Origin of the sequence: Nostoc sp. DedVER02, assembly GCF_034530675.2 — a bacterium.
Lineage (GTDB): Bacteria > Cyanobacteriota > Cyanobacteriia > Cyanobacteriales > Nostocaceae > Nostoc.
On the sequence record NZ_JAVRCP020000038.1, the window covers coordinates 24,791 to 49,483 of the forward strand.

Annotated in this window: 16 protein-coding genes; 5 read left to right on the top strand and 11 right to left on the bottom strand. The window is 41.1% G+C overall.

Annotated features, from left to right (window positions below):
- Positions 1-65: 65 nt before the first annotated feature.
- From RMZ41_RS26255 to RMZ41_RS26265, 3 genes are all read left to right on the top strand, one after another.
- The gene (locus RMZ41_RS26255) at positions 66-926 is read left to right on the top strand and encodes a Tab2/Atab2 family RNA-binding protein (protein ID WP_322644836.1); all 861 of its coding nucleotides are present in this window, start codon (positions 66-68) and stop codon (positions 924-926) included.
- A 290-nt stretch (positions 927-1,216) separates the two neighbouring features.
- A complete protein-coding gene (locus tag RMZ41_RS26260; RefSeq protein WP_322644845.1) occupies positions 1,217-2,530 on the top strand; it encodes a TldD/PmbA family protein in 1,314 nt (437 codons plus the stop codon).
- A gap of 122 nt (positions 2,531-2,652) precedes the next feature.
- Positions 2,653-5,280, top strand: a complete 2,628-nt coding sequence (locus RMZ41_RS26265; RefSeq protein ID WP_322644835.1) for a chloride channel protein — start codon at positions 2,653-2,655, stop codon at positions 5,278-5,280.
- Between the two features lie 13 nt (positions 5,281-5,293).
- On the opposite strand, the gene RMZ41_RS26270 is transcribed toward RMZ41_RS26265, so the two are convergent.
- The 5 genes from RMZ41_RS26270 to RMZ41_RS26290 form a co-directional block, all read right to left on the bottom strand.
- Positions 5,294-5,488 carry a hypothetical protein gene (locus RMZ41_RS26270; protein ID WP_322644834.1) on the bottom strand — a complete coding sequence of 65 codons (195 nt, stop codon included), beginning with the start codon at positions 5,486-5,488 and terminating at the stop codon, positions 5,294-5,296.
- Positions 5,489-5,504: 16 nt separating this feature from the next.
- On the bottom strand, positions 5,505-6,665 hold the full coding sequence (locus tag RMZ41_RS26275) for a glycosyltransferase family 4 protein (RefSeq protein ID WP_322644833.1): 1,161 nt from the start codon (positions 6,663-6,665) through the stop codon (positions 5,505-5,507).
- Between the two features lie 19 nt (positions 6,666-6,684).
- Complete coding sequence (locus tag RMZ41_RS26280; RefSeq protein ID WP_322644832.1) at positions 6,685-7,896, bottom strand: O-antigen ligase family protein; 1,212 nt, start codon at positions 7,894-7,896, stop codon at positions 6,685-6,687.
- Positions 7,897-8,449: 553 nt separating this feature from the next.
- Positions 8,450-8,746, bottom strand: coding sequence for a WGxxGxxG family protein (locus RMZ41_RS26285; RefSeq protein WP_322644831.1), 297 nt, complete (start codon positions 8,744-8,746; stop codon positions 8,450-8,452).
- A 325-nt stretch (positions 8,747-9,071) separates the two neighbouring features.
- A complete protein-coding gene (locus RMZ41_RS26290; protein WP_322644844.1) occupies positions 9,072-11,132 on the bottom strand; it encodes a serine/threonine-protein kinase in 2,061 nt (686 codons plus the stop codon).
- A 674-nt stretch (positions 11,133-11,806) separates the two neighbouring features.
- Here RMZ41_RS26290 and RMZ41_RS26295 point away from each other — a divergent pair.
- Complete coding sequence (locus RMZ41_RS26295; RefSeq protein ID WP_322644830.1) at positions 11,807-13,042, top strand: pre-peptidase C-terminal domain-containing protein; 1,236 nt, start codon at positions 11,807-11,809, stop codon at positions 13,040-13,042.
- A 103-nt stretch (positions 13,043-13,145) separates the two neighbouring features.
- On the opposite strand, the gene RMZ41_RS26300 is transcribed toward RMZ41_RS26295, so the two are convergent.
- The 6 genes from RMZ41_RS26300 to RMZ41_RS26325 form a co-directional block, all read right to left on the bottom strand.
- Entirely contained in the window at positions 13,146-15,203 is a 2,058-nt protein-coding gene (locus RMZ41_RS26300) for a serine/threonine-protein kinase (protein ID WP_322644829.1), read from the bottom strand.
- 442 nt (positions 15,204-15,645) lie between these two features.
- A complete protein-coding gene (locus RMZ41_RS26305; RefSeq protein ID WP_322644828.1) occupies positions 15,646-16,689 on the bottom strand; it encodes a serine/threonine-protein kinase in 1,044 nt (347 codons plus the stop codon).
- 399 nt (positions 16,690-17,088) lie between these two features.
- Positions 17,089-19,323, bottom strand: a complete 2,235-nt coding sequence (locus tag RMZ41_RS26310) for a glycoside hydrolase (protein ID WP_322644827.1) — start codon at positions 19,321-19,323, stop codon at positions 17,089-17,091.
- A gap of 78 nt (positions 19,324-19,401) precedes the next feature.
- Positions 19,402-19,632, bottom strand: a complete 231-nt coding sequence (locus RMZ41_RS26315) for a NifU family protein (RefSeq protein WP_069069965.1) — start codon at positions 19,630-19,632, stop codon at positions 19,402-19,404.
- Positions 19,633-20,079: 447 nt separating this feature from the next.
- Positions 20,080-21,849 (bottom strand): sensor histidine kinase, encoded by a 1,770-nt coding sequence (locus RMZ41_RS26320; RefSeq protein ID WP_322644826.1) that lies wholly within the window; start codon positions 21,847-21,849, stop codon positions 20,080-20,082.
- Between the two features lie 170 nt (positions 21,850-22,019).
- Complete coding sequence (locus RMZ41_RS26325) at positions 22,020-22,256, bottom strand: hypothetical protein (RefSeq protein ID WP_322644825.1); 237 nt, start codon at positions 22,254-22,256, stop codon at positions 22,020-22,022.
- A 578-nt stretch (positions 22,257-22,834) separates the two neighbouring features.
- Here RMZ41_RS26325 and lepA point away from each other — a divergent pair.
- Entirely contained in the window at positions 22,835-24,646 is a 1,812-nt protein-coding gene (lepA, locus tag RMZ41_RS26330) for a translation elongation factor 4 (protein WP_322644824.1), read from the top strand.
- The last annotated feature ends 47 nt before the right edge of the window (positions 24,647-24,693 follow it).

Sequence of the window (24,693 nt, forward strand, 5' to 3'; positions counted from 1 at the left end):
CTGCCCCAACACTCGTATGATCAACATATCAGGAAAACATAACAGCCAGATTTTTACCGCAAAACATGGGCAGTATTTGGGAAATTGATTTTTACTCCCGTCCGATTTTGGACGATAATCAGAAAAAAATTTGGGAAGTCTTAGTCTGTGAAAGCGCCTCGGATATAGGCACAAAACCAGATTCTTTGTTTCGTTATGCTCAATATTGTCCCAGTACCCAGGTAAACTCGGGCTGGTTGCGGACAGCATTGCAAGAGGCTATTGACCAAGCTGGAAAAGCACCTATTAAAATCCGCTTTTTCCGCCGCCAAATGAACAACATGATTACTAAAGCCTGTCAAGATATAGGTATTCCCGCCCAGCCTAGCCGCCGCACTTTGGTTCTTAATCAATGGTTAGAACAGCGTATGGAGGAAGTGTATCCTCAAGAGGCAGGATATCAAGGGGGGACTAATCCCTCAGTGCGCTTGGAGAAACCTTTGCCGCAACGTTTACCTGATGCTTTGGAAGGACAGCAGTGGGTATTTGTTACCTTAGATGCTGCGGATTTGGCTGAAATGCCAGAGTGGGAAATTGGCTTTGGTGAAGCTTTCCCTTTAGAGTTGGCGAGAGTTTCACCTGAAGCTCGTATTCCTGGTATTTTGATTTTCTCGTCAAGAGCGTTGCCCTTAGCAGGTTGGATGTCTGGTTTGGAGTTGGCTTTTTTGAGATTTGACTCCAGTGAAGAGGCAAGATTGCTTTTAGAAACCGGTGTAACTGAAAGCTGGATTGTGGCAAATATCAAAAAACCTCAACTCTTAGCAGAGGCTAAAGGTTTTGAAGAAGCCAAGCAAAAAGCTAACGGAGTGCATTTTATTGGTATCCAGTCTGACCCCAAAGCACAATCTTTTGCTGGTTTTTGGCTGTTACAAGAGGTTAATCTTTGAAAATTGGGAATTGGGAATGGGGAATGGGTATGACAAATGACAAATGACCAATGACAAATGACCAATGACAAATGACGAGATCCGTTGAGACATGACAATGATTTGGGATAATTAACTGCGTCCATCAGTGTTGATTTGCGGTTTCAAATCGTAACTGTAAAGAAACGCTGATGATTTTTGGATAGTTGTCTGCGTCCATCAGCAGAAAGCCCGATCACCGACTTTTAGCGATCGCACTTTCTGGAATGTGCGCTGATATGCGGTTCAAAATCCACCATTCACTAAGGGTCATGGGTTCTGAAATTTTGTCACAAGATACACTAGCCGAACAGTTGCTGGAACTAGCTATAAAATCTGGAGCAGAAGCAGCTGAGGTGTATCAGTCGCGATCGCTTTCTCGTCCAGTGTTTTTTGAGGCAAACCGGCTCAAACAGCTAGAAACCAATCAATCTGAAGGTACAGCACTAAGGCTTTGGCGAAATGGTCGTCCGGGACTTACGGTAGCTTACGGTTTTGTCTTAGCCGAAGTGATGGTGGAAAAAGCTCTGGCATTAAGTCAACTGAATGAACCGGAAACTGTAGAATTAGGCTCTAACTTTCAGCCCTCTTACCCAGATTTAGGGGAAAGTGTACCGATAGAGATTTTGGTAGACTGGGGCAAAGAAGCGATCGCCCTCATCCGTGATAGCTATCCTGATGTTGTGTGCAATGGTGACTGGGAATGTGATATTGAAACTACCAGAATAGTCAATACTAAAGGTTTAGATTGTCATTATACTGATACTACCCTCAACTGCTATATATCAGCAGAATGGGTACGTGGCGATGATTTTTTAAGTGTTGCTGATGGTCAAACTAAGCGGGGGGAACTCCACCCTGAGAGATTAGCTAACCAAATTTTACAACGGTTAATTTGGGCCAGAGAAAATGTCTCACCCCCTACTGGTCGTGTGCCGATTTTGTTCACTTCTAAAGCCGCCGATATGCTTTGGGGTACTGTGCAAGCCGCTTTGAATGGCAAGCAAGTCTTAGAAGTAGCTTCACCTTGGACAGAACGTTTAGGTAAGCCAGTAGTTGCACCCAGTCTTACTCTCTACCAAGATCCAGAAGCTGGCCCTTACAGTTGTCCGTTTGATGATGAAGGGACTCCGACTCAATCTTTAGTATTTATCCAAAACGGGACTTTACAGAATTTTTATGGCGATCGCACTACCGGTCGTCAACTAGGCACTGACACTACTGGAAATGGTTTTCGCCCTGGTTTAGGTAGCTATCCCACCCCTGGTTTATTTAATTTTCTAATTCAGCCAGGTTCGGCATCGCTACCAGATTTAATTCAACAACTCGATGATGGCTTAATTGTGGATCAAATGCTGGGTGATGGCGGCAGTATTTCTGGAGATTTTTCGATCAATGTCGATTTGGGCTACCGCGTCCAAAATGGTCAAGTAATTGGGCGTGTTAAAGATACTATGGTTGCAGGTAATGTTTACACAGCCCTAAAGCAATTAGTTGCACTGGGTAATGATGGTGATTGGAATGGTTCTTGTTATACTCCATCTTTAATAGTAGAAGGACTATCTACTACGGGGAGAAGTAATTGAATTGGGCATTGGGCATTGGGCATTGAGGTAGAAAAATGAAGTTCAGAGGTTCATTAATGGAGTTCAAAGCCTTATACGCTATTCCCCCTGCCCCCTGCCCCCTGCCCTAATTCCCAAAAATCATGTCTCTTCCTATTCTGAATCAGCGTTTTCGTACCTGGTGGCAGCCTAGAAGAGGTTTAGCGATCGCCGAAGCTTGTGTTATCGGTTTGGTTGCTGCTCTATCAGCTGTGTTCCTGAAAGTAGGATCGGGATGGCTAGGAACATGGCGAGTCCATACTACTCATCTTTTCCCGGCATGGCTGACACTACCTGTAATTGGTCTTGTCCTGGGATTTCTGGCTGGATGGATGGTGGATAGATTAGCACCAGAGGCTGCTGGTAGCGGTATTCCGCAAGTCAAAGCAACTCTTGCAAATGTTCCGATGACGTTATCCTGGCGGGTAGCAGGTGTGAAGTTACTCAGTGCCATCATCGCCATCGGTTCCGGTATGACTCTAGGACGGCAAGGGCCTACTGTCCAAGTGGGGGCAGGTTTGGCAGCAGGGATGAGTCGTTGGGTTCCTACTTCTCCAGATCATCGACGGCAAATGATTGCAGCTGGTGCAGGTGCGGGTTTAGCTGCTGCTTTCAATGCGCCGATCGCAGGTGTGTTGTTTATCGTTGAAGAATTACTCCAAGATTTATCAGGATTGACTCTGGGAACTGCCATTATCGCCTCCTTTATCGGTGGGGTAATATCCCGACTCTTAGGTGGTGGCTCTTTTGACCTTAACCTGCAATTAACCCAATCTTCCAGCCAATTCTCTATCCCAGAAATTCCCTTTTTCGTACTGTTAGGTATCTTGGCAGGGTTGCTGGGTGCATTGTTTAATCACGGCATAATATTTAGTATTAAATTTTATCGAAAATTACACATTAGTTTACCGCTACGGGTAGCTTTAGCTGGATTTATTTCTGGTGTTGTCGTGGCTATGCTCCCTCCTTCATTCCGTGATAATACGGGATTACGGGAATCTTTAATTACTGGAGGTTCTCAGCCTACAGTTGCAGCGATCGCTTTTGCCGCCCAGTTCATCCTCACACTCATCGCATTTGGTTCGGGAGCGCCGGGAGGATTATTCGCTCCCAGCCTAATTTTAGGTTCTTGTTTAGGACACATCATCGGTGTAACTGAGTTATATATCACGGGAGTTGGTTCTCCGACTACTTACGCCCTAGCGGGGATGGGGGGATTTTTTAGTGCCGTTTCCAAAGTGCCAATCACTGCGATTGTGATTGTGTTTGAAATGACTACAGATTTCAATCTAGTGCTACCTCTGATGATTGTTTCTGTAGCAGCTTACCTGGTTGCAGATAAGGTAGTGCCTGGTTCACTTTATGAAAAACTTTTGGAGTTAAAAGGTATTACTCTCGCTAAACAAGTTGCTATGGAAGGGACATTAACTAAATTAACTGCAAAAGATGTAATGCAAGAACGGGTAGAAACTCTAGATGCAGAGATGAGCTTGGAAGAAGCAATGCAAGCTTTTGCTCGTTCCCATCATCGCGGTTTCCCTGTGGTAGAAGATAGCAAGTTAGTGGGGATTGTGACGCAATCAGATTTGTTGAAAATACGCGATCGCAATTTAGCCAATGATATTTTCTTAAAAGAAATTATGACACCTGTCCCGATGACAGTGACACCAATTCACACTCTGGGCAATGTATTGTATTTACTCGATCGCTATCAAATCAGTCGCTTACCAGTGGTAGATGGCCGAAAATTAATTGGGATTATTACCCGTGCAGATATTATTCGGGCGGAAGCAGATCATCTCAATTGTGAAAATGGAACACCTAAACTGCAACCACAACCTTCATACATAGTTTACCAAACGCGATCGCCTAGCACCGGTAGCGGTAGATTACTAGTCCCAATTGCTAATCCCGAAACCGCAGGTATTTTATTACTTATGGCAGCAGCTATTGCCCGCGATCGCCATTATGAAATAGATTGCGTACAAGTGATGCTCATACCCCGTCACAGTTCCCCATCAGAAACACAGGTAAGAACGGCAAAAAGTCGCCGCTTGCTAAGACAGGCGGAAGTTTTAGCCAAAAAGTGGAAAATTCCCTTACACACGCAGATTCGAGTTACCCACGATGTCGCCCAGGCAATTTTAGAGACAATCAACGAAAAACACATTGACTTAATTTTAATGGGATGGAAAGGTAACACATCTACTCCGGGTCGGATTTTTGGCAGCGTTGTAGACAACATAATTCGCCAAGCCACCTGCGAAGTCGTATTAGTAAAATTAGGCAAAACCCCCCAGTCCCCAATCCCCATCGCCCCCAGCCCCCAGTTCAATCGCTGGCTAGTTCCAATGGCTGGTGGCCCCAATTCCCCGCTAGCGATTAAGTTGTTACCTGCTTTAATTACATTGGGAAACGATCCGCAAATTCGTTTGACACAGGTGTTTAAGCCATCTGAACTCAAGCCCGATATGTCAATTTCAGAACAAGCTATTCGTCATTTGATGCGGCGGCGAAAATTATCCAGTACTATAGTTGCGCTCCCAGTACAAGCTGATTCAGTGGCTGAAGGCGTGATTAACCTAGTGAAAACCGAAGGTTACGATGTTGTAGTTTTAGGAGCTTCCCGCGAGGGATTATTGCAGCAGGCGATTCAAGGTAATATTCCAGAAGCGATCGCATCTGGTGTAGAAAGTACAGTAATTTTAGTTAGGGGTGCAATTCATAAGTAAAATACTCACTTGCTTATTGATGATAGAATATGCCAATAAGCAAAGTAAAAATTATTGGTATTAAGATTGGAATAGCAACAATCAATCCCCACTTACCAAACTTAATTTCCTCACCTTCAGATTTTAGAAACGCAATCCAACCTACAACTCCCATCAAAACCCAAATAAACCCAAAGCAAAGAAATATAACAAATACTGAATCTTCCATTTTCTTTTAAATTAAACTAATGCCCAGCAACTAGATCCGCTAAACTTGCACGAAACTGATTAAAATCAAAAGCATCAATAGTTTTTTGTTGCAAGTATTTTGGTTGGTAAATTACTGGATTAGAGCAATCGCCTTGTAGGATTTTTATTAGATTATCGGCTATTTCTTCAACGTTATCAGGATCGACCAAACATCCCAACTTACCTTCAGCCAAGGGATCTATAGAACCATCTTGATTACCTGCTAATACAGGTTTACCACAAGCTAAAGCTTCTAGATAAACAATTCCAAATCCCTCTCCCTTACTAGGCAAAGCAAAAACATCGCAGAGATTGTAATGAGCGCACAATTCTTCATCTGGTACAAATCCCGCAATAGTCACACAATCTTGTAGATTTAACTTAGTAACTAAAGCTTTTATTCTAGGTATATCATCTCCCTTACCTGCGAGAATAAAATGAACATCAGGGACACACAACCGTACTTTAACTAAAGCATGAAGGATTTGGTCATAACCCTTGTATTTTGCCATACGTCCCATGCGCGTTACTGTTAAAATTACAGGCTGTTCATCTGTTAAGTTATATCGCTTGAGTAAGTAATTGGGTTTAGGATTTATTTTAAATTGATTGGCATCAAATGTATTAGGTAAAACAAATATTTTCTCTGGATCGATATTTTTGTCTTCAAGTAAACGCTGGCGAGTATAGTTACTAACACTAATAATTTTATCTGCTTTTTGTAATGCTAGTTTTACAAAATTGCTTTCTATTTCCCAAACTTCTAAGCCATGAGCAACTACCCAGTAAGGAATCCCAGTCAGAAGTTTTAGAATATAACAAGCAGTAGCGTAGTTAACATGAGTTGATATGACTACAGTAGGGCGCTGGAAAATAGCCAAGATAATTATTGTGGTAGCAAATAAAATTGTTTGCAATAATTTTGGTAAATTTCCAAAGTAATGAAATTTTGTTGAACTTAAAAATTGCAAGTTTTGCTGTTTTTTTAAATTCTGCTTATCATACTTGAGAAATACATCATAATCAGCTTCAGGATATACATCTTGTAATGCTTTGAGCAAAAACGCTGAGTAAACTTGAATACCTCCCTTAAAATCAAATATATTCGGAAATATTAAGTGAAAATGACCTTTATTTATTGCAGGTATTTTGAACATAGTAAATAATCTCAGTTTATCATTGCATGACAACATTTTTTGGAGAATTGATAGCTACTGCCAAAAAATAAAACTCAATAGTTGTGAAAGTATAGTCTTCAACAAAAACATCTGGCAATTGAGATGCTAAAAACATAATAATCGGAATGATAATTACAGGATTAGCATATTTAACTTTAGATGCTATTTGTACTAAAAAGTTTATAAATAGGAATAATCCAATAACGCCTTGTTCTACTAATACATTTAAAAATATATTATGGGCGTGATAACCTTTCACTCCAAAAACTTTCACTCCTATATGTTCTGCAAAAACTCCTACACCTATACCAGTTATCGGTCTTTTAATAGTTTCAATAATAGCTGCGTGCCAAAGCGCAAACCTTGATAAGGCTGTACCTACAGGGCTAGGAAGCACTATTTCGCTGGGATTGCTTAAAAATAAATTAATTAGGGGAAATATTTTACTATTTCCTAAACCAATTCTATATGTAGATACAGGTATGGATATAATACATAAAAGCCAAAGACTTAAGATCACAATCATTTTTCTAATACTAATAATTTTATATATTAGTAAAAGAAACATTCCGAGAATAAAAACTAGCCAAGAATTTCTACTAGCAGACAAAGCTAGGGAAATAAGAAAAATAAATTCGCTTATATATAATTCCAGCTTAGATATATTTTTCTGCTTTTCTAAAATCAAGCTTAAACATAATCCAACAGAAATTATTACCCCAAACTGATTAGGGTTTTGCATGATTGAACCAATTTGAGGATAATAACTTGGGAATTTTAATAATTTAAAAATCCAATTATCGGGAGATAAAGCTTCTAAAAAACCAAAGACTCCAATTATTTGTAATAAATACAATATACAACGATAATAAAATATTAAAAATGATTTTTGTGATTTTTTAAAAGTTAAAACTAAAAAAGCAAAAAATACTATGAAGTAAGTAGTATATTTTATACTGTAAGTAATAGCTGTACTTGGAAATGGGCTAATCAATGAGGATACCCACATTCCAGAATAAATTAGAGCCATAGATATCAAAATGATTCTATGCTTTTTTAAAAGTTCTGGGATTGATTTTACAGATAAACTAATTACACCAAGGCTAAATGCAGGAAGTAATAAATAATGAATACCAATATTGAGTCCAGGAAATTTAATTCGCCCTAGAAGGGAAGAAAATAGTATGAGCAGGAAAAAAATATTAATCATAACTTTGTAGTTAGGGACACATGTTTGACAACAAAAAACCTAGCCTATATTAAACCCACTGTTTGAGGTTTGAGCATAGATTTTGATATTTTTCCAGCTAAAATTATGAACACATAAAGAATATTATCATAATTACTGTTGTTGACGATATTATGTCTTAAAGCTATGAGTAAGCTTAGATTTCAGCCGAGCGAAATATGCTATTTATATAATACAGAAGTCAGAATTCAGAATTCAGAACGGGCTAAACGCCTCGCTACCGCTAACAGAATTTACAATACTCTAACCATAAAGGGATAGAGTTTTAAGGCGAGAATATTTTTATTTTTTCGCTTGACTTCGGGCGAAAGCACGTAGCGAAACGTTCGCGGTAGCGTCTTGTAGAATTGCCCGGTTAAAACCTCTATTCGTTACCCACCCCTACAGAATTGATACTGGATTCTGGCTCCTGAGTTCTGAATTCTTCTCATAAACATACAAACAAAGCCTGCCAATGCAGGCTTTACCCATAATCATCTTTAGTATTTACACTAAATTAGAACGCAACTCGTTATTAATAGTTAGAACGGGAGCCAGAGGAGCCTACCGCATTAGGATCGCGATAACCTACATTATCATCGGCTTTGCGACTCTTGCGACCAAATAAGCCAAATAAACCGAGCAAGCCCAGCAAGCCCCAATCACCATCTCGGTAATTTCTGTCAGTAGAAGTGTTATCTGTAGTAGTAGTAGTGGTACCATCAGAAGTGCTTGTTGTCTGAGCAGAAGCGGGCAAAACTGTGGGCAAAGTAGCCAAACTTAAAGCTAAAACAGTACTTCCTAGAATTTTGGAAACATTAAAGCGTTTCACGATCGCATTCCTCAATTGAATTGCTGCAAGTAATAATTAAAGCTTATTAAGTTTTAACAGCGCTAGCATCAATCTTTAGCTGCAAATATAAATCTGCTTAAAGTTGCATTTGGGATAAAGCAAATAAGCATTTTGGTATACATTATAATAATGTGCATGGCAACTTATGGAACACTAAGGTTAGCGATCGCATCAAAAAATATCGATACCAGAAGGTTTGCTGAGTAAATAAATATGGGATGATTTGATAAATTTTCCGTTGCACTTTTATATGAGAGTTTCATGGCTAAATTTGTATTGTGTTATTTAGCAATTGCTGCACTTTTCATTGAGTCGTCTGCCAAATCTTGAGGATGTTCTCACCACTTCCACCACCAGCAATAGTTTTTCCATCAGGGCTGATGGCGATCGCATAAATATATCCAGAACCCGTCTCTAAAGTGCGAATTTCCTTTCCTGTTGACGGATTCCATAGTTTAATAGTCTTGTCACTACTACCACTGACAAGAGTAAGGTTATTTTGAGTTCCAGCGCGCAAAAAGGCAACAGAATTAACCTTATCATTATGTCCCTTTAAGGTGCGGATTTCCTTTCCGGTTTTCAGATTCCACAATTTAACTGTTTTGTCTTTACTACCACTGGCAAGGGTGACACCATCGGGAGCAAAAGCAACTGAAAGAATCGACTCTGCATTTCCCTGTAAAGTGCGTATTTCCTTTCCTGTATCTAGATTCCACAATTTAATTGTCTTATCCCAGCTACCACTAGCCAGAGTTTTGCCATCAGGACTAAAAGCTACAGATGAAACACCACTAGTATGTCCCTGTAAGGTGCGGATTAACTTTCCTGTCTCCAGACTCCATAGTTTGATTTTCATATCCTTACTAGCAGTACCACTAGCAAGAGTTTTGCCATCAGGACTAAAAGTTAAAGAAGTAACTCCATCAGTATTTCCCTCTAAGGTGCGGATTAACTTTCCTGTCTCCAGATTCCACAATTTGATTGTTTTGTCTGCACTACCACTGGCAAGGATCTTGCTATCAGGACTAAAGGCTATAGTCCAAATCCAATTGGAATGTCCTTCTAAAGTGTGAATTTCTTTTCCACTGGCTAGATTCCATAACTTGATTGTCTTATCATCACTGGCACTACCAAGGGTTGTGCCATCAGGACTGAAAGCTACAGAATTCACATCGCTGGAATGCCCCTTAAGAGGTTTGGGCTGAAAATAATTTTCTGAGACGTTTTTTGCGGGCTGAATTGGCTGGGAAATTGGCTGAGGAATCGGCTGAGAAGATTCCTTCTTTGGAGTCTGGAAATACCAAACTCCCCCCAATCCCAATACTAAAATGCTAGAAATTAATAGCAGTTGACTTTTTAACGTATTATTTAGTTTTGATGAAACTGACCCTTTATTGACTGGGGCAGATGAGAATGTTGGTGTAAGTACAGTTACGGGCAATGGTGACAATGGTGATAACCCTGTCAAGTCAGCGATGACTTCATCAGCCGATTGGTAACGCTTTTGGATATCTAGTTGCAACAGCTTATCAAAAACTTCACCCAACTCTATAGACACAGAAATCTCATCCCTACCTGGACTGATTAAATATTGTCGCCAAGATGAAACCCAACCATAGCCTTGCTGTATCCACAGTTGAGATGGGCGAACCCCAGTCAGGAGATGAAAACAAGTCGCCCCTAAACTGAATAAATCACTGTTTGGGTAAGCTTTGCCATCCTGCATCTGTTCCAATGCAGTGTAACCATGTGAGCCAATAACAGTGCCCATTTTAGTCTGCACTGTTGCCGTCAGCTGCTTGGAAGCTCCAAAATCAATTAGCACCAATCGCCCGTCATTTTTACGGCGAATAATATTTTGTGGTTTGATATCCCGATGAATCACTCCCCGCACGTGGATAAACTTCAGTACGGGCAGTAAATCTAGCAAAAGTTCCCGAATCTCTATTTCACTATAGTTTCCCCGCTTGTCCCATTCTTTAAGCAAGTTATGCCCATTGATAAATTGCTGCACCAAAAACAGATAACCATTTTGCTCAAAATAAGCCAATAAGGTTGGAATTTGCGGATGTTCAGCGAGTTCTTGCAGGCGGCTCGCTTCTTGTTTAAATAGTTCAGTAGCCTTTGTTAGTGGCCCAGTTCCCTGGAGTTTTGGTGCGAATTGCTTAACAACACAGCATTCATTCAGCTTATGTACATCTTCTGCCAAATAGGTTCTACCAAATCCGCCCTCATCTGACAACACTTGAGTGGGACGATAACGACCTCCTAGCAGAGGTATTAGTTCTGCTCTACAACTGTGGCAATAGTTGTTTTTATCAGGATTTAGGGGTTTTTGGCAATCGGGATTCACACAACAGAGCATACTGGGAATCCATTTCAAGGAGTATATATTCATCTTAAGTCATGCAGTATAATCTCTGTTGTTAGTCAATATCACTGAGATACTATACAAATCCCCACTTCCCTTACCTCGTCAGGTATTCAACAATTTAAATAATTTGAAAAAAGAATTGGAAAAAAGTTGTACTTGAGCGATACCTTTTACCTTTTAAATAATTGATTGGCTTCAAGAGGTATGAGGCAGGAATAAAGCACGCTTAAAAGTGGTCAATTCCGGCAACAAGGCTTTATATCTTGTAACACTTTCTGCTCGATATAATTCCTAATATGAAACTGGGCGACGATCCAGAATGAAAGTTTTGATTAATACTTTTTCCTCTAGCAATCCTCTCGATTTAGTAGTCTGGCAGCATTTAGCTCAATTTGGCAAAACAAAAATATATTGGCAAAAATCCGAAAAGTGGTAATTTCAGTTTGTAGCTAGGTATATACTTACAAGATTGATATTTACTCTAGTAGAGCTTGGCAAAATCCAGCTAAAATCTCAAATAAGACTCCGGGCAAAGTCACCTTGTTGAAATTATGTAAATTTTCACCCTAGTGTATTAGTAGCTTGAATTAAAATATAAATTTATTGAATCACACTTTTTCTATCTATATAAATATCAAATCATCAGCAAAACTAGGAGCATAATTATGCTATTAGAAATCAAAAACTATCGTCGCAAATTAAGCCATATTCTAATTTGCTCTTTGAGTAGTACTTTGTTAATTACAAGCAACCTGCTACCCATAAGTGCTTTGGGAAAACCTCAAAATTCTCAAGGCTTTATAATTGCTAAATCACCAGATGAGAGACAACCAGAAGCTGTAAAAAAAGCAATTGAACAAATCCCTGCTGCTACTCAAGCCTCAATAGCTCCAAGACGCAAGACATCTATTGAGTCGCCAATACAGAATCGTCGTATATCTTCTAATACAGAAACTTCCCGGCGAACCTCCAACGCTTCAAATGATGATGATACTTCTAGACCATCAAGACGCAGGACTTCTAACTCAAATTCTAATCGTTCTAGTAATACTAGCTCCGCATCTAGATCGTCTAGAAGTAGAATTTCTAATTCAAATCGCTCTAATGGTGGCTCCGGCAGAGGTCGCAAGCCAAGTTCTAATGTAGCTAGAAGTGAAAACCGAAATATCGCCTATGCACCAGTTTCTTCACCTGCGACACCAACTTATAAAGAGATCAACTTTGTCGATGTTGCATTGGGTATTTTGAGTAGGAATGACTTTCAATCTCAAGGTAGATATTTTCATTTCTATGAGTTTGAAGGTAGAGAAAATCAACTCGTTCAAATTAGGCTGATTGGCAGTAATGATACACGCAGATCAAATAACTTGAGCTTAAAACCTTTGTTGTTTCTACACGATCCAGATAATAATATCATAGTCAAAAAAGGCGCTTTGGATAAAAGCAGTGGGGGCGATGATGCTTTCATTTTTGCGCGGCTACCTAAGAACGGTACTTACAAAATTGCAGTTACTAGCCGCGATCCTGGAGAGATTGGTCGCTATAGTTTAGCTTTGAGGAATGATAGAGCTAGCTATACTTTAGATGAAGCTGGCCAACTAAGTGCCAATAGCTCAACCTTGAAACAAAATGGAGGCGCTTACAATGTTTCTAATTTCCAAGGAAGAAAAAATCAGCTGATAAGTATTCGTGTAGATAGTGTTGATGAAGAATTTTCTCCTTACGTAGCTTTGCTAAATTCCAAAGGACAGACGATCGCTATCGATAGAGACAAAGATAAGGATGGTGTGTACAGTACTTTAATTGACCGAGCTAGGTTGCCTGAAGATGACACTTACTATATAGTTGTTACTTCCAAGAATCCACAGGAACGCGGTAAATATAGATTGACTATTTTTTAGTGTCATTTGTCATTTGTCATTTGTCATTTGTCGTTTGGAGTTAAATAACTTTTAACTCCTTACTCTTCACTCAGCACTCAGCACTATCTTGCTCAATTCCCAATTACTGAGACAACTGCCAAATCTTAATGGTGTTGTCCTCACTACCACTGACAAGGGTTTTGTTATCAGGACTGAAGGCTACGGATGTCACGGTGTTGGTGTGCCCCGTTAATGTGAGAATTTCCTCTCCCGTGGCTGAATTCCAAAGTTTGATGGTGCGATCGCGGCTACCACTAGCAATAATTTTACCATCGGCACTGAAAGCTAGAGTTGTAACTGTGTTGGCGTGTCCTAGCAGTGTGCGAATTTGTTTCCCAGTTGCAAGATCCCAAAGTTTGATGGTGCCGCCCCTACGCCCGTCGTAGACATCGCGGCTAGCACTGGCTAAAATTTTCCCATCTGGGCTAATAGCCACAGCTGTTACTGTTTGATAATTTCCCTCTAGTGTGCGGATTGAGTACCCTTTGGTGAGATTCCAGATTTTGATCGTCTTGTCAAAACTGCCACTAGCAAGAATCACGCTATCAGGACTAATTGCTAGCGATCGCACCCAGAATGTATGTCCTAAAAGTGTCCGAATTTGCTCTCCTGTTGCTAAATCCCAGATTTTGATGGTGCTGTCATCACTACCACTAATCAGAGTCTCGCTATCGGCGGTGATTGCTAGAGCATGAACTGAGTCAGAATGTCCTGTAAGAGTGCGAATTTGTTTTCCTGTTGCCAAATTCCAAACTTTGATGGTGCTGTCATCACCAGCACTTACCAGAGTTTTACCATTTGGGCTAATTACTACCGTATTAACCTGCTGAGAATAGGTGTTGAGTGAAGAGATTTGTTTCCCCGTGGCGAGATTCCAAAGTTTGATGTTGCGATCGCCCCCACCACTGGCAATGGTTTTACCATCAGGGCTGATGGCGATGGATAAAACTGAGTTTTCATGCCCTTGGAGAGTCTTAGCTAAGGAAACCTTACCCAAAGTAATCTTTGACAGTTGACCTAAAAGCGCGTCATCTTTGCCAGAATTATTGTGCTGACTCAACCTAGAAACTAAACTGGTTTGAATTCGGCGAAAATGTTTATACCAAGATTCTTGGAATCCAAATAACAGAATCAAAGCACTTACCAAAATTAAAACTCTCAGTAACGGATAACTTTTTGGTAAAGATGGGGCTTGAGTTGCAGGTATTTTTCCAGATGACTTACCAGCTGGTGGTAGCGCGAGGAGTTGTTTGGGAATTAAGTCTTTGAGAACTTCATCGGCTGACTGGTAACGTTCATGAATATCTTTTTTCAAAAGCTTGTCGATGACAAAATCCAATTCAGCAGTTAATGGACTCCGCAAATATTCCCGCCAATTACTCACCCAGGCGTACCCCGATTCCATCCACAACTGAAAGGGTGAATTTCCCGTTAGCAGATGAAAGCAGGTAGCCCCCAAACCGAACAAGTCGCTGGCGGGAAAAGCTTTCCCATCTCTAATTTGTTCGAGTGGGGAATAACCATGTGAACCAATGGATGTGCCAGATTTCTGCTGAACTTTGGCGGTGAATTGCTTTGAGGAACCAAAATCAATCAGACTTAATCGCCCATCACTTTTATGGCGGATAATATTTTCTGGTTTGATATCCCGATGAATGATTTTGCGATCGTGGATAAATTTTAGGATGGGCAGTAAATCTAACAAAATAGATTGAATATCCCTCGCGTTATACCCCTTACGCTGTTGCAACTCCTTTAACAAATTATCGCCATTGATAAACTGCTGCACTAAATATAGGCAGCCATCTTGCTCAAAATAAGCTATTAAAGTTGGAATTTGGGGATGTTCCCCAAGGTCTTGTAATCGCTGTGCTTCTTCGGCAAACAACTCCATTGCCTTTTTTTGTGACCAAGTTCCTTGGAACTTAGGAGCTAATTGCTTGATAACACAGCGTTCATTAAGTTTATCGACATCTTCTGATAGATAGGTTCTGCCAAATCCCCCCTCATCTGAAAGGACTCGGATGACACGGAAGCGATTTCTTAAAAGTGACACCAACGGGGTGCTACAACTTTGGCAGAACTTCTTTCCATTGGGATTCAGGGGATTTAGGCAATCGGGATTTAAGCAGCAGATCATGATCTGACAGGCGCGACTGCATGACAACTTAGGCTAAGTTTGCCCCTAACTTTCCCTTAAGAAAATCGACTCTCGCTTACTTGTGGTAGAAAACCCTGGTCTGGGGATTGGGGAATTACTTAATATAGTTAGCGTAAATAATAGTCAGTCTTCCTCATCTGTGGAAAACTACGAGAGCCATAAAATTAATTATTCTTCCGATTATATAATAATCTGAATAGAAATATTTCTTTGAACTGCTAGCCCTAGTAATTTTGCTTGTATATTCACAAGCGACAATTGACTAAGTATTAAGCCAAACCCTGATTGATTAAGCATTACTGACTATAAAATGTAGTCACAATGCTTACTATATTTGTTTTTGATATTTTAAATAGTTCATAATTAATTGTTAATTTGATACTTGAATCAATCAGGCTTCAACTTTATTTTGCCACCTTATTTACTTAAGTCTCGCTCTCCATTTCCGAATAGCACTAGCAGTTCTGGCAACTGGCGGCATATATACATCAGGAATTTCGTTATAGTTTTCGTATTGTGTAATACTTCTATTATTTAATTTTTGGGTAGTTAGACAGTTAGCTAAAGTAGGCAAATAGCTGTCATAACTTAGAGCTTTGATAACTTCTTCGGCAGTCTTAAACCGATCTTCTAATGTAACTTTCACCATTCTCCGTAAAATCTTGGCGAAGCTATCGGTAATATTTAATTCTTTTTGCCAGCATATTTCCCCAGTATTTGGGTGATAGTCAAACTCTAAAGGACTTTTAGCAGTCAACATATAAATACAAGTTACACCTAGTGCATAAATATCACTGGCATAAACTGGACGAAGAGAAAACTGTTCTGGTGGCGCAAATCCCCTAGTTCCGATAAAGTTGGTGTTTGCATTTATTGAGTCACAAGCATCAATTAATTGCTCTTTCACCGCACCAAAATCAATCAGCACTATCCGCCTGTCGTACTCACACCGCAATAAATTTTGGGGCTTAATATCCCGATGAATTACATGATGTTTATGAAGATATTGTAATACTGGTAATAATTCTTGTAAAAACTGTTTCACCGAGGCTTCGCTTTTGGGCCCATTTCGCCGCACTTCTTGGGCCAAAGTTAAACCTGGTACGTATTCTTGAATTAAAAAAAACTCCCCATTTGCCTGAAAATAGTCCAATAGCATGGGAATTTGCGAATGACTTCCGAGTTGCCCTAAAGTTCTTGCTTCTTTTTCAAAACGCGCACATGCCTTTTCCCAGCTTTGGGAACTAGTCACTTTCGGACAAAGCTGTTTAATGACACACAGAGGATTCCCAGGTAATACAGCATTTTTGGCTAAAAACGTGATGCCAAAACCACCTTTACCTAGAACTTGCAATATTTCATAGCGATCGCGGAATAGCTTCTTTGAACCACACATCTGACCAAGTTGAGTTTGCTGTGAAATGCTCTCTTGAGAATTCGTTATTTTCTGAGAAAAGCGATTCATTAGTATAGGATATCCGATCTTAAATGTCTCTAATCTTACGATTAATATTCGTTGATAACAGTAAGATTACTGGAACTTTGCTAAATCATCACTACTTTTCTATTAAAAATTCAAAAAGCAAAAATAAATCTCTGTAGAACTAGCGCTTTTAAGGTGACTCCAAAAATCTCTTTTGTCTCTGTGTTCTCTGCGCCTCTGTGGTTTAAAAATGATTTATTTGATTATAAATACACAGAGGGCACAGAGGTAACAAATTAAAAACGATAAGTTGGCGCAATTCAAGCTAACTTGGTAAAGGCTGTCATTTGTCCTTTGTCATTGGTCATTAGTAAGGACTTTAAGCCTATTTACATTTCATAATATACTTGGGTTTTTCCGCGCCAACTCACTTATTGAGTTTTAAGGCACTTCAATAGGAATCAAAGTATTTTCTGGCAGGTAATTACAAAAACGCCCTTCATCTGCAAGCACCAAAATCAGGCGTAAGGGATAATCTGGCGGAACTTGCAAATCTGCCCACGGCACAGCCAACTCTAAACAACTATTTAAGGCTACTTGAGCGCGGCTGAAACGAGGCTGCCATTGATAATTGTCTCCAGCTTCCCGAAACTGAATCGATTGCGTCAACAAGTTAATTTCTAGAAGATGGTGGAAATGGTAATTAAGTGGGGCTGCATCTGGTAAATCTGCCAAGGGAACTGGGCTATTAACCATTGTTTTTTCTGGATAGAACCAGAGCAAATTCAACTCTGTTGGTAAATCCTGCCCTGGCGTAGCGCCACTTTTAAAGTCCAGCCGCACATAGAAATTGAGATGATCTACGCCATACCAAAGTCGCTGGATGACACTGCTATTGTGCATCGTTCCCCGCGCCCCGCCGATTTCTATGCGTCCAGCTTTATCCCAATCTTGCTCATCACCCTTACCATCGATGACGGGATGGATAAATCCTTGTGGGGTCTGGTTTGTCTGTGCTTGGTGGATTTCTACTGGTTGCTTGAGATAGGGCGGTACAGGTTCATTTAATGCTTTATAAATCCCAAACAGGTGTTCTCGAAATAACTGGTCAAAAATGGCATCTTGATTTGAGGAGTGTCCTGCACCAAACCACCAAAACCAGTCTGAACCCTCTGCGGCATACAATGCTTCCCATGCTTCTGGGTTGTTTTCTTCCGTCGCTTCGGGATGACTTGCGAGCATAGCCCTCGCTTCCGTCAAGTAATCCCAAGCGCGATTTTTGGCGCGATCGCCGATCCAGGTGGTGAAGCTGCCATCCACCCAAGAACCACTATGTAGTTGCCCTCCGGGAATAGTGGCTGTGGCGGGAAATTCTTCCAGAAATTCGGAAACAGTGACAAGTTTAAGGTGGGGTTCATCGCTCAAACTTTGATACAAAGCTTCTAAGAAAGGTTTGCCGTCTTCGGGATAAAATTCCCAGCAATTCTCGCCATCTAAGGCGATGGTAACTAGCCAAGGTCGATCGCTTTGACTATCTCTTTGCTTTTTAGCGATCGCTTGCAAATGTCCTACTAAGTCTGCTGCTGCCTGTTTTGCTGGCATCGCACCGTAGGTAAAGCCAATCAAATCTGATAATCTGTGGTCACGAAAGACAATTGACAAATCACCCTCTGCGGTTTGCAGTCGATAGGGTTGATACAACAGTTCTGGTTGCTCCACATTCCCCGCCCCATCCCGATGAAAAAAGTGTTTCAGCGTCCACCCTAAGACGGCTTCATCTGAGCATATCCACTTAAATCCTTGGTTAATAATGTGTGGAAGTATTGCCGGACTGACTGATTGTTCCGAAGGCCACAAACCCCGAGGGATTTGTCCAAAGCGTTCTTGATAAAAGTTCCAAGCTTTCCGCAAGTGACGGGGAATATCTTCTTCCCACTGAAATCGCTGCTTAGGTAGCGTCATATTTGGCACAGCTACCCGCCCAGAGTTAGTATCAGCTAACAAAGGCAAAATCGGGTGAGTATAAGGTGTAGTGGTAACTTCTAGCTGCCCCGCCTCCTGCATTTTGCGATGTTGGGGGATAATGCGGCTGAGAATTTCTCGCTGTTTGGAATAAATACGCTGGCGATCGCTTAAAGTAAAATTTCGACCCTGTTTTAACCAAGTCGCAATTTCTGGGTCATCCCAAAACAGAGGATCGATCCAAGCCAAATTGTGCCAAGCTAGCAAATCACCATAATCTGGCAATTCCCAATTTGCTAAACACCAAGCTTGCCCTTTTTGCTGCCTTTGCTCATACAACTCGGCATAACGGGGATGAGGATCAATCAGCGTATGGTGATTAGCATCAAAAAAGTGTTGAATAATGAATTCGCGCTGTTGCTGGGTGAGTTGTTCATCCGGTGTCAAACAGGCTGTAAGGTAAGGGTCAAAAGCAGTCCCAGCAATATAATCTTCGAGTTGTAATATCAGCGATGGAACTAAATTCACCGTTTGGTGTAACTTAGGATACCGTTCTAAAAGCAATACCAAATCTAAATAATCTTTAGTCCCATGTAAACGTACCCAAGGTAGACGGTACTGCTGGCTCGCAGATAGTGAAACGCCACTACCAGGAGATTTGTACAGAGGCTGATGTTGATGCCAGATAAAAGCGATGTAGAGAGGATGGGGCATAGGAATAGTTAGGAGTTAAGAATGAGGAGTTAGGAGTTGATTCAAAACTCATAACTCCTAACTCCTAACTCCTAACTTTTACACCACTTGTTCAATTTCCGCAATTTCAGGAATCATTTCTTTTAGGCGGCGTTCAATACCCATTCTCAGGGTCATTGCAGAACTGGGACAAGAACCACAAGCACCTTGCAGGCGCAGTTTTACAATAGGCCCATCGAGTTCTACGAGTTCCACATTGCCGCCATCAGACATGAGATAAGGGCGCATTTCATCTAAGACTGTTTCAACGTTGTCAATTGTGAGTTCCATAGTTTTAGACCTGCTTTAATGATGGGCATTGGGAATTGGGAATTGGGAATGGGGCATTGGGCATTGGGCATTGGGCATTGAATAATAATGAATGATTCTTGTGCCCTGTGCGTTGTTGCTCGTTAACCATTATCCAAAATTTTATTTTCCATATTGTCTCAACAGAGTTTTCGTGTGAGCCTCCTACTTTACTTTAGCTTTTAGGTTGCGCTTTGCAGTCTGACGGAAGACAGGATTTAAGTCCCGCTAAGTACACGTCATCGTAAAAAGAGGTCAAAAATCTATTTTTTGTGAATTTGAGTAGAGCAAAGCAAAACCCAACATTTAGGCGTTTGTTATATTTTGTTGATTGACCCGACTCATAATTATACAATTTTGCGGACTAGGAACAGGATTCTTCCCAATGCCCCATGCCCAATGCCCAATGCCCAATTCCCAATTCCCAATTCATAACTCAGCACTATTTATTGAGTCGCCATCATTAGACGAAACCATTACTGGCTGTTGATATAGTGGTACTGTAAATGTCACTGTTGAACCAAGTCCTTCACCCAGACTATAAAAATGTACTTCGCCGCCCATTGCCTCTACTAGCTTCTGAGATATTGCCAGTCCTAAACCAGTGCCACCATACTGGCGAGTGCGGGAGCCATCTACCTGAGAGAATAATTGAAACAGTTTATCTTGTTTGTCTAAAGAAACACCGATGCCAGTGTCTGCCACACGGACTCTCACCATGCCAGGAAATTCCTGACCTTGAAAGTTCGGTTTTGATTTTTTGAGTACTAAATCGGCGCTGACGGTAACACCACCTTCATGAGTAAATTTGATGGCATTACCTAGCAAATTGAGCATAACTTGTAGCAATCGTTGGTAGTTGCTTTGGACAATGATTTCATCGGAAGTAGGAGGCATTTGCATCAGAAAGCTGAGGTTTTTCATTTCTGCTTGGGGACGCATGAAATTTTCTACATCGCTGAATAGCTCATCCAGCTTGACTGGAGCATAAGCTAACTCCATTTTGCCTGCTTCGATTTTGGCAATGTCCAAAATGTCGTTGATGATATTTAGAAGATGTATCGATAAACTATGAGCTTCTTCTAAAAATTGGTTTTGTTCTTCTGGGTCGTCTGCCATTCCTTCCAAAATCAGCTTCAAAAAGCCAATCATGCCGTTGAGGGGGGTACGGATTTCATGGGAGACATTAGCCAGAAACTCGCTTTTGAGACGAGAAGCTTCTTCAGCTTTTTGACGTGCAACTTCTAATTCTTCATATAAAGTAGCATGTGCGATCGCAGTTCCCAATTGATCTGCTGCTTCTTTTGCTAGTTCTAATTCCGATTCTGTTAATGTGTAACATTCATCCTGCCAATTCAAGGCAACCAATCCATTGGCTTGGTCTTGATAGCAAGTCGCAACCACCAAAGTTTTCTGCCGCCCAGACTCCTTGTATCCAGGTACTTCCATCACAACTGGTTCTAGAGTTGTCAAAGCCTGAGCAAAGGCAGGATCAGAAGTTATATCTATTTCCAAGCCAAGCATAGATTTGAGTTCTAGCTGGCGATATTCAGCTTTTACCTCTACTTTTGAGCTAGAAGGCTGATAAGTACAAATAATACAGCGTTCTAGCCGCAGTGCTTTGCCTAAACTGTCAACTGTTTGCTGCCAAATAATATTTAAATCCAATGTCCGGCGGATATTTCTGGTAATGCGAGTTACCAATTTTTGGTGTTGCTGTGAACGTAAAGCCACCTCTATTTGGGTAGGCGTTTTGGATGCCATACGCGCTTGTTTTTTGTTGAGTGTCGCTTGCACTAAGCGTCCCATCACTAAAACTGTAGTGGCAGTTGTTCCCAAACTCGGCATTACCGGACTAATCACTAAGTCCAACTCAAATAATTCCTGGTGGTTGCTAAACCAACACTGAAACCTTTCTGGCACCAAACTTGTCAAAATTCGGTGCAATCGTTCCAAATAGTTAACCTTATCCACTGGCGCAAAGGTTTGCGTCTGGTTAAGCTCGTCAACTATTTTTTCGGTATTTAACCCCAGAAGTTCGCTGTGCTGCCAATAAAAGGTCAGATAGCGCCCTGCCCCATCTTGTGTATAAACCAACTCGGCTCCTAGAGTTGGTAATGAGCCATCAGTCTTACTGGTAATAGATTCCAGATTTTGAGACAATACATTCGGCAATTGGGAATTGGCAGTAATAGTCATTAATTGAGTTGGATAGACAAAGGGTATCCGACCGTAATTGTACTAAAGCTGCTCAAATTTTTGGATAAATTTTTACAGCTTTTTGGTTTTTTTAGGTATTTTTTGGTGTTCTGAAATTCAGCTTGGCAACTTCACCTTTTTTAACTTGCATTGACAGATGACCGATCGCATCAATCGTTCCATTCACCGCGAGGAGGAACAGAGGTACGTACAGGGGTGCGTGTCAGTTCGTCATCTCTGAGGATTTCACCACGCAACCACTGGCGAATTGCTACCTCAATCACTTTACTTGGATCGTTGGTGAGATGCTGAATTTGCTCTAGTAACTCGGAGTCTAGGCGGACGGCAATTTCTACCTTATCGGCTCGTTTGTTTTCCGCATCGGTAGTTTTCTCTTGCATATTCATAGGTTTGATATACTCTGAATTGGTTTTGTCTAAAGCTTTGTAAAGTAGTTATATTAATCATTTGGGCTAATTCACTGAAAAATCTTCAAGGGGACAATTACATAGTTCCCCGAAATAGCACCAAAGTAACAGCTTTAAGTTTTAAATCGCATTTTTCATATAACTGACTAGACAATGGCTCTAGAATTTTTGACGATAAATCAGCGATCTTAGATAATTACGGGTCGCAATTGTCCAAGATACTTACATGATCCCTACATGTACTTATTTACATTTATTGTACGCTCCCAGCTGTTGAATACTAGCAGCGACAAATAGACTTTCATAATATTCTTAAAAGTCCACCTATTTAGATCGAAAGTTAAAGATGGGGTGAAGAGGGCAGGGGGCAGGGAGCAGCGAGCAGGGAGCAGCGAGCAGGGGAGGTAGGGGAAGAAGACTGTTGATATTGACAAATGACCAATGACAAATGACCAACTCAGCACTAAAAGCAAGGAGCGTCTTGGCTAAGAAAGCATTAAAATACATTAAGTAAATTGCTCTTTTAACTTTGGTTGCTGCTAAGGCAAAGATAGTATATGACTGACGTTCCCGCAGTTCGCATTCGCAATTTTTGTATTATTGCTCACATCGACCACGGGAAATCAACCCTCGCCGATCGCTTGCTACAAGCTACTGGCACTGTTGAAGACCGACAGATGAAGGAACAGTTTCTCGACAACATGGATCTGGAACGGGAGCGCGGCATTACCATTAAGCTGCAAGCTGCCCGGATGAATTACACAGCGAAAGATGGTCAGCAATATGTGCTGAATTTAATTGATACTCCGGGACACGTAGATTTCTCCTATGAAGTCTCTCGCTCTCTTGTTGCTTGTGAAGGAGCGCTATTAGTCGTAGATGCGTCCCAAGGGGTAGAGGCGCAAACTTTGGCAAATGTCTATTTAGCCTTAGAGAATAACCTAGAAATTATCCCAGTTTTGAATAAAATCGATTTGCCAGGGGCTGAACCAGAACGGGTAATTGGCGAAATTGAAGAAATTATTGGTTTAGATTGCAGTGGTGCGATTCTGGCTTCTGCTAAAGAAGGAATTGGTATTGATGAGATTTTAGAAGCCGTTGTCGAGCGAATACCGCCACCGCCCAATACCATAAATGAACGCTTACGAGCGTTAATATTTGATAGCTATTACGACAGTTACCGGGGAGTAATTGTGTATTTCCGGGTGATGGATGGCACTGTCAAAAAAGGCGATCGCATTCACTTAATGGCATCTGGTAAAGAATTTGAAATTGATGAGTTAGGCGTTCTTTCTCCCACTCAAAAGCAAGTTGAAGAACTGCACGCTGGGGAAGTAGGCTATTTGGGAGCGGCAATTAAAGCTGTAGCTGATGCACGGGTAGGAGACACAATTACTCTCAGTAAAGCGAAAGCGGAGTCACCCTTACCAGGTTACGCAGAAGCGAACCCAATGGTTTTTTGCGGGATGTTCCCCATTGATGCTGACCAATTTGAAGATTTGCGCGAAGCCCTAGAAAAGCTGGAACTCAACGATGCCGCGCTGCACTACGAACCAGAAACTTCGAGCGCAATGGGGTTTGGTTTCCGTTGCGGGTTTTTGGGTTTGCTGCACATGGAAATTGTGCAGGAACGTCTAGAGCGAGAGTATAACCTCGATTTGATCATTACAGCCCCCTCAGTGGTTTATAAGGTGATCACCAACAAAGGAGAGGAACTGTACATCGATAATCCTAGCCGTTTGCCTTCTCCCAACGATCGCGAAAGGATTGAAGAACCTTATGTGCAAGTAGAGATGATTACGCCGGAAACTTATGTCGGCAGCTTGATGGAATTGTCACAGAATCGTCGTGGTATCTTCAAAGATATGAAATATCTTACCCAAGGACGAACCACACTTACGTATGAGTTACCCTTGGCGGAAGTTGTGACCGACTTTTTCGATCAAATGAAGTCGCGATCGCGTGGCTATGCCAGTATGGAATATCACCTCATTGGCTACCGTGAAAATCCTCTCGTGAAATTGGATATCATGATTAACGGCGATCCTGTGGATTCTTTAGCGATGATTGTTCATCGGGATAAAGCTTATAACGTTGGGCGGGCAATGGCAGAAAAACTCAAAGAACTAATTCCCCGCCATCAATTCAAAGTCCCAATTCAGGCATCCATTGGCAGTAAAGTTATCGCCAGCGAACATATCCCTGCTTTGCGGAAAGATGTGTTAGCCAAATGTTACGGTGGTGACATCAGTCGGAAGAAGAAACTTTTGCAGAAGCAAGCAAAAGGTAAAAAGCGGATGAAATCTGTAGGTACTGTGGATGTACCCCAGGAAGCTTTTATGGCAGTACTGCGCTTGGATCAAAACTAATAGAAAGAAGAATTCAGGAGTCAGGAGTCAGGAGTCAGGAGTCAGAA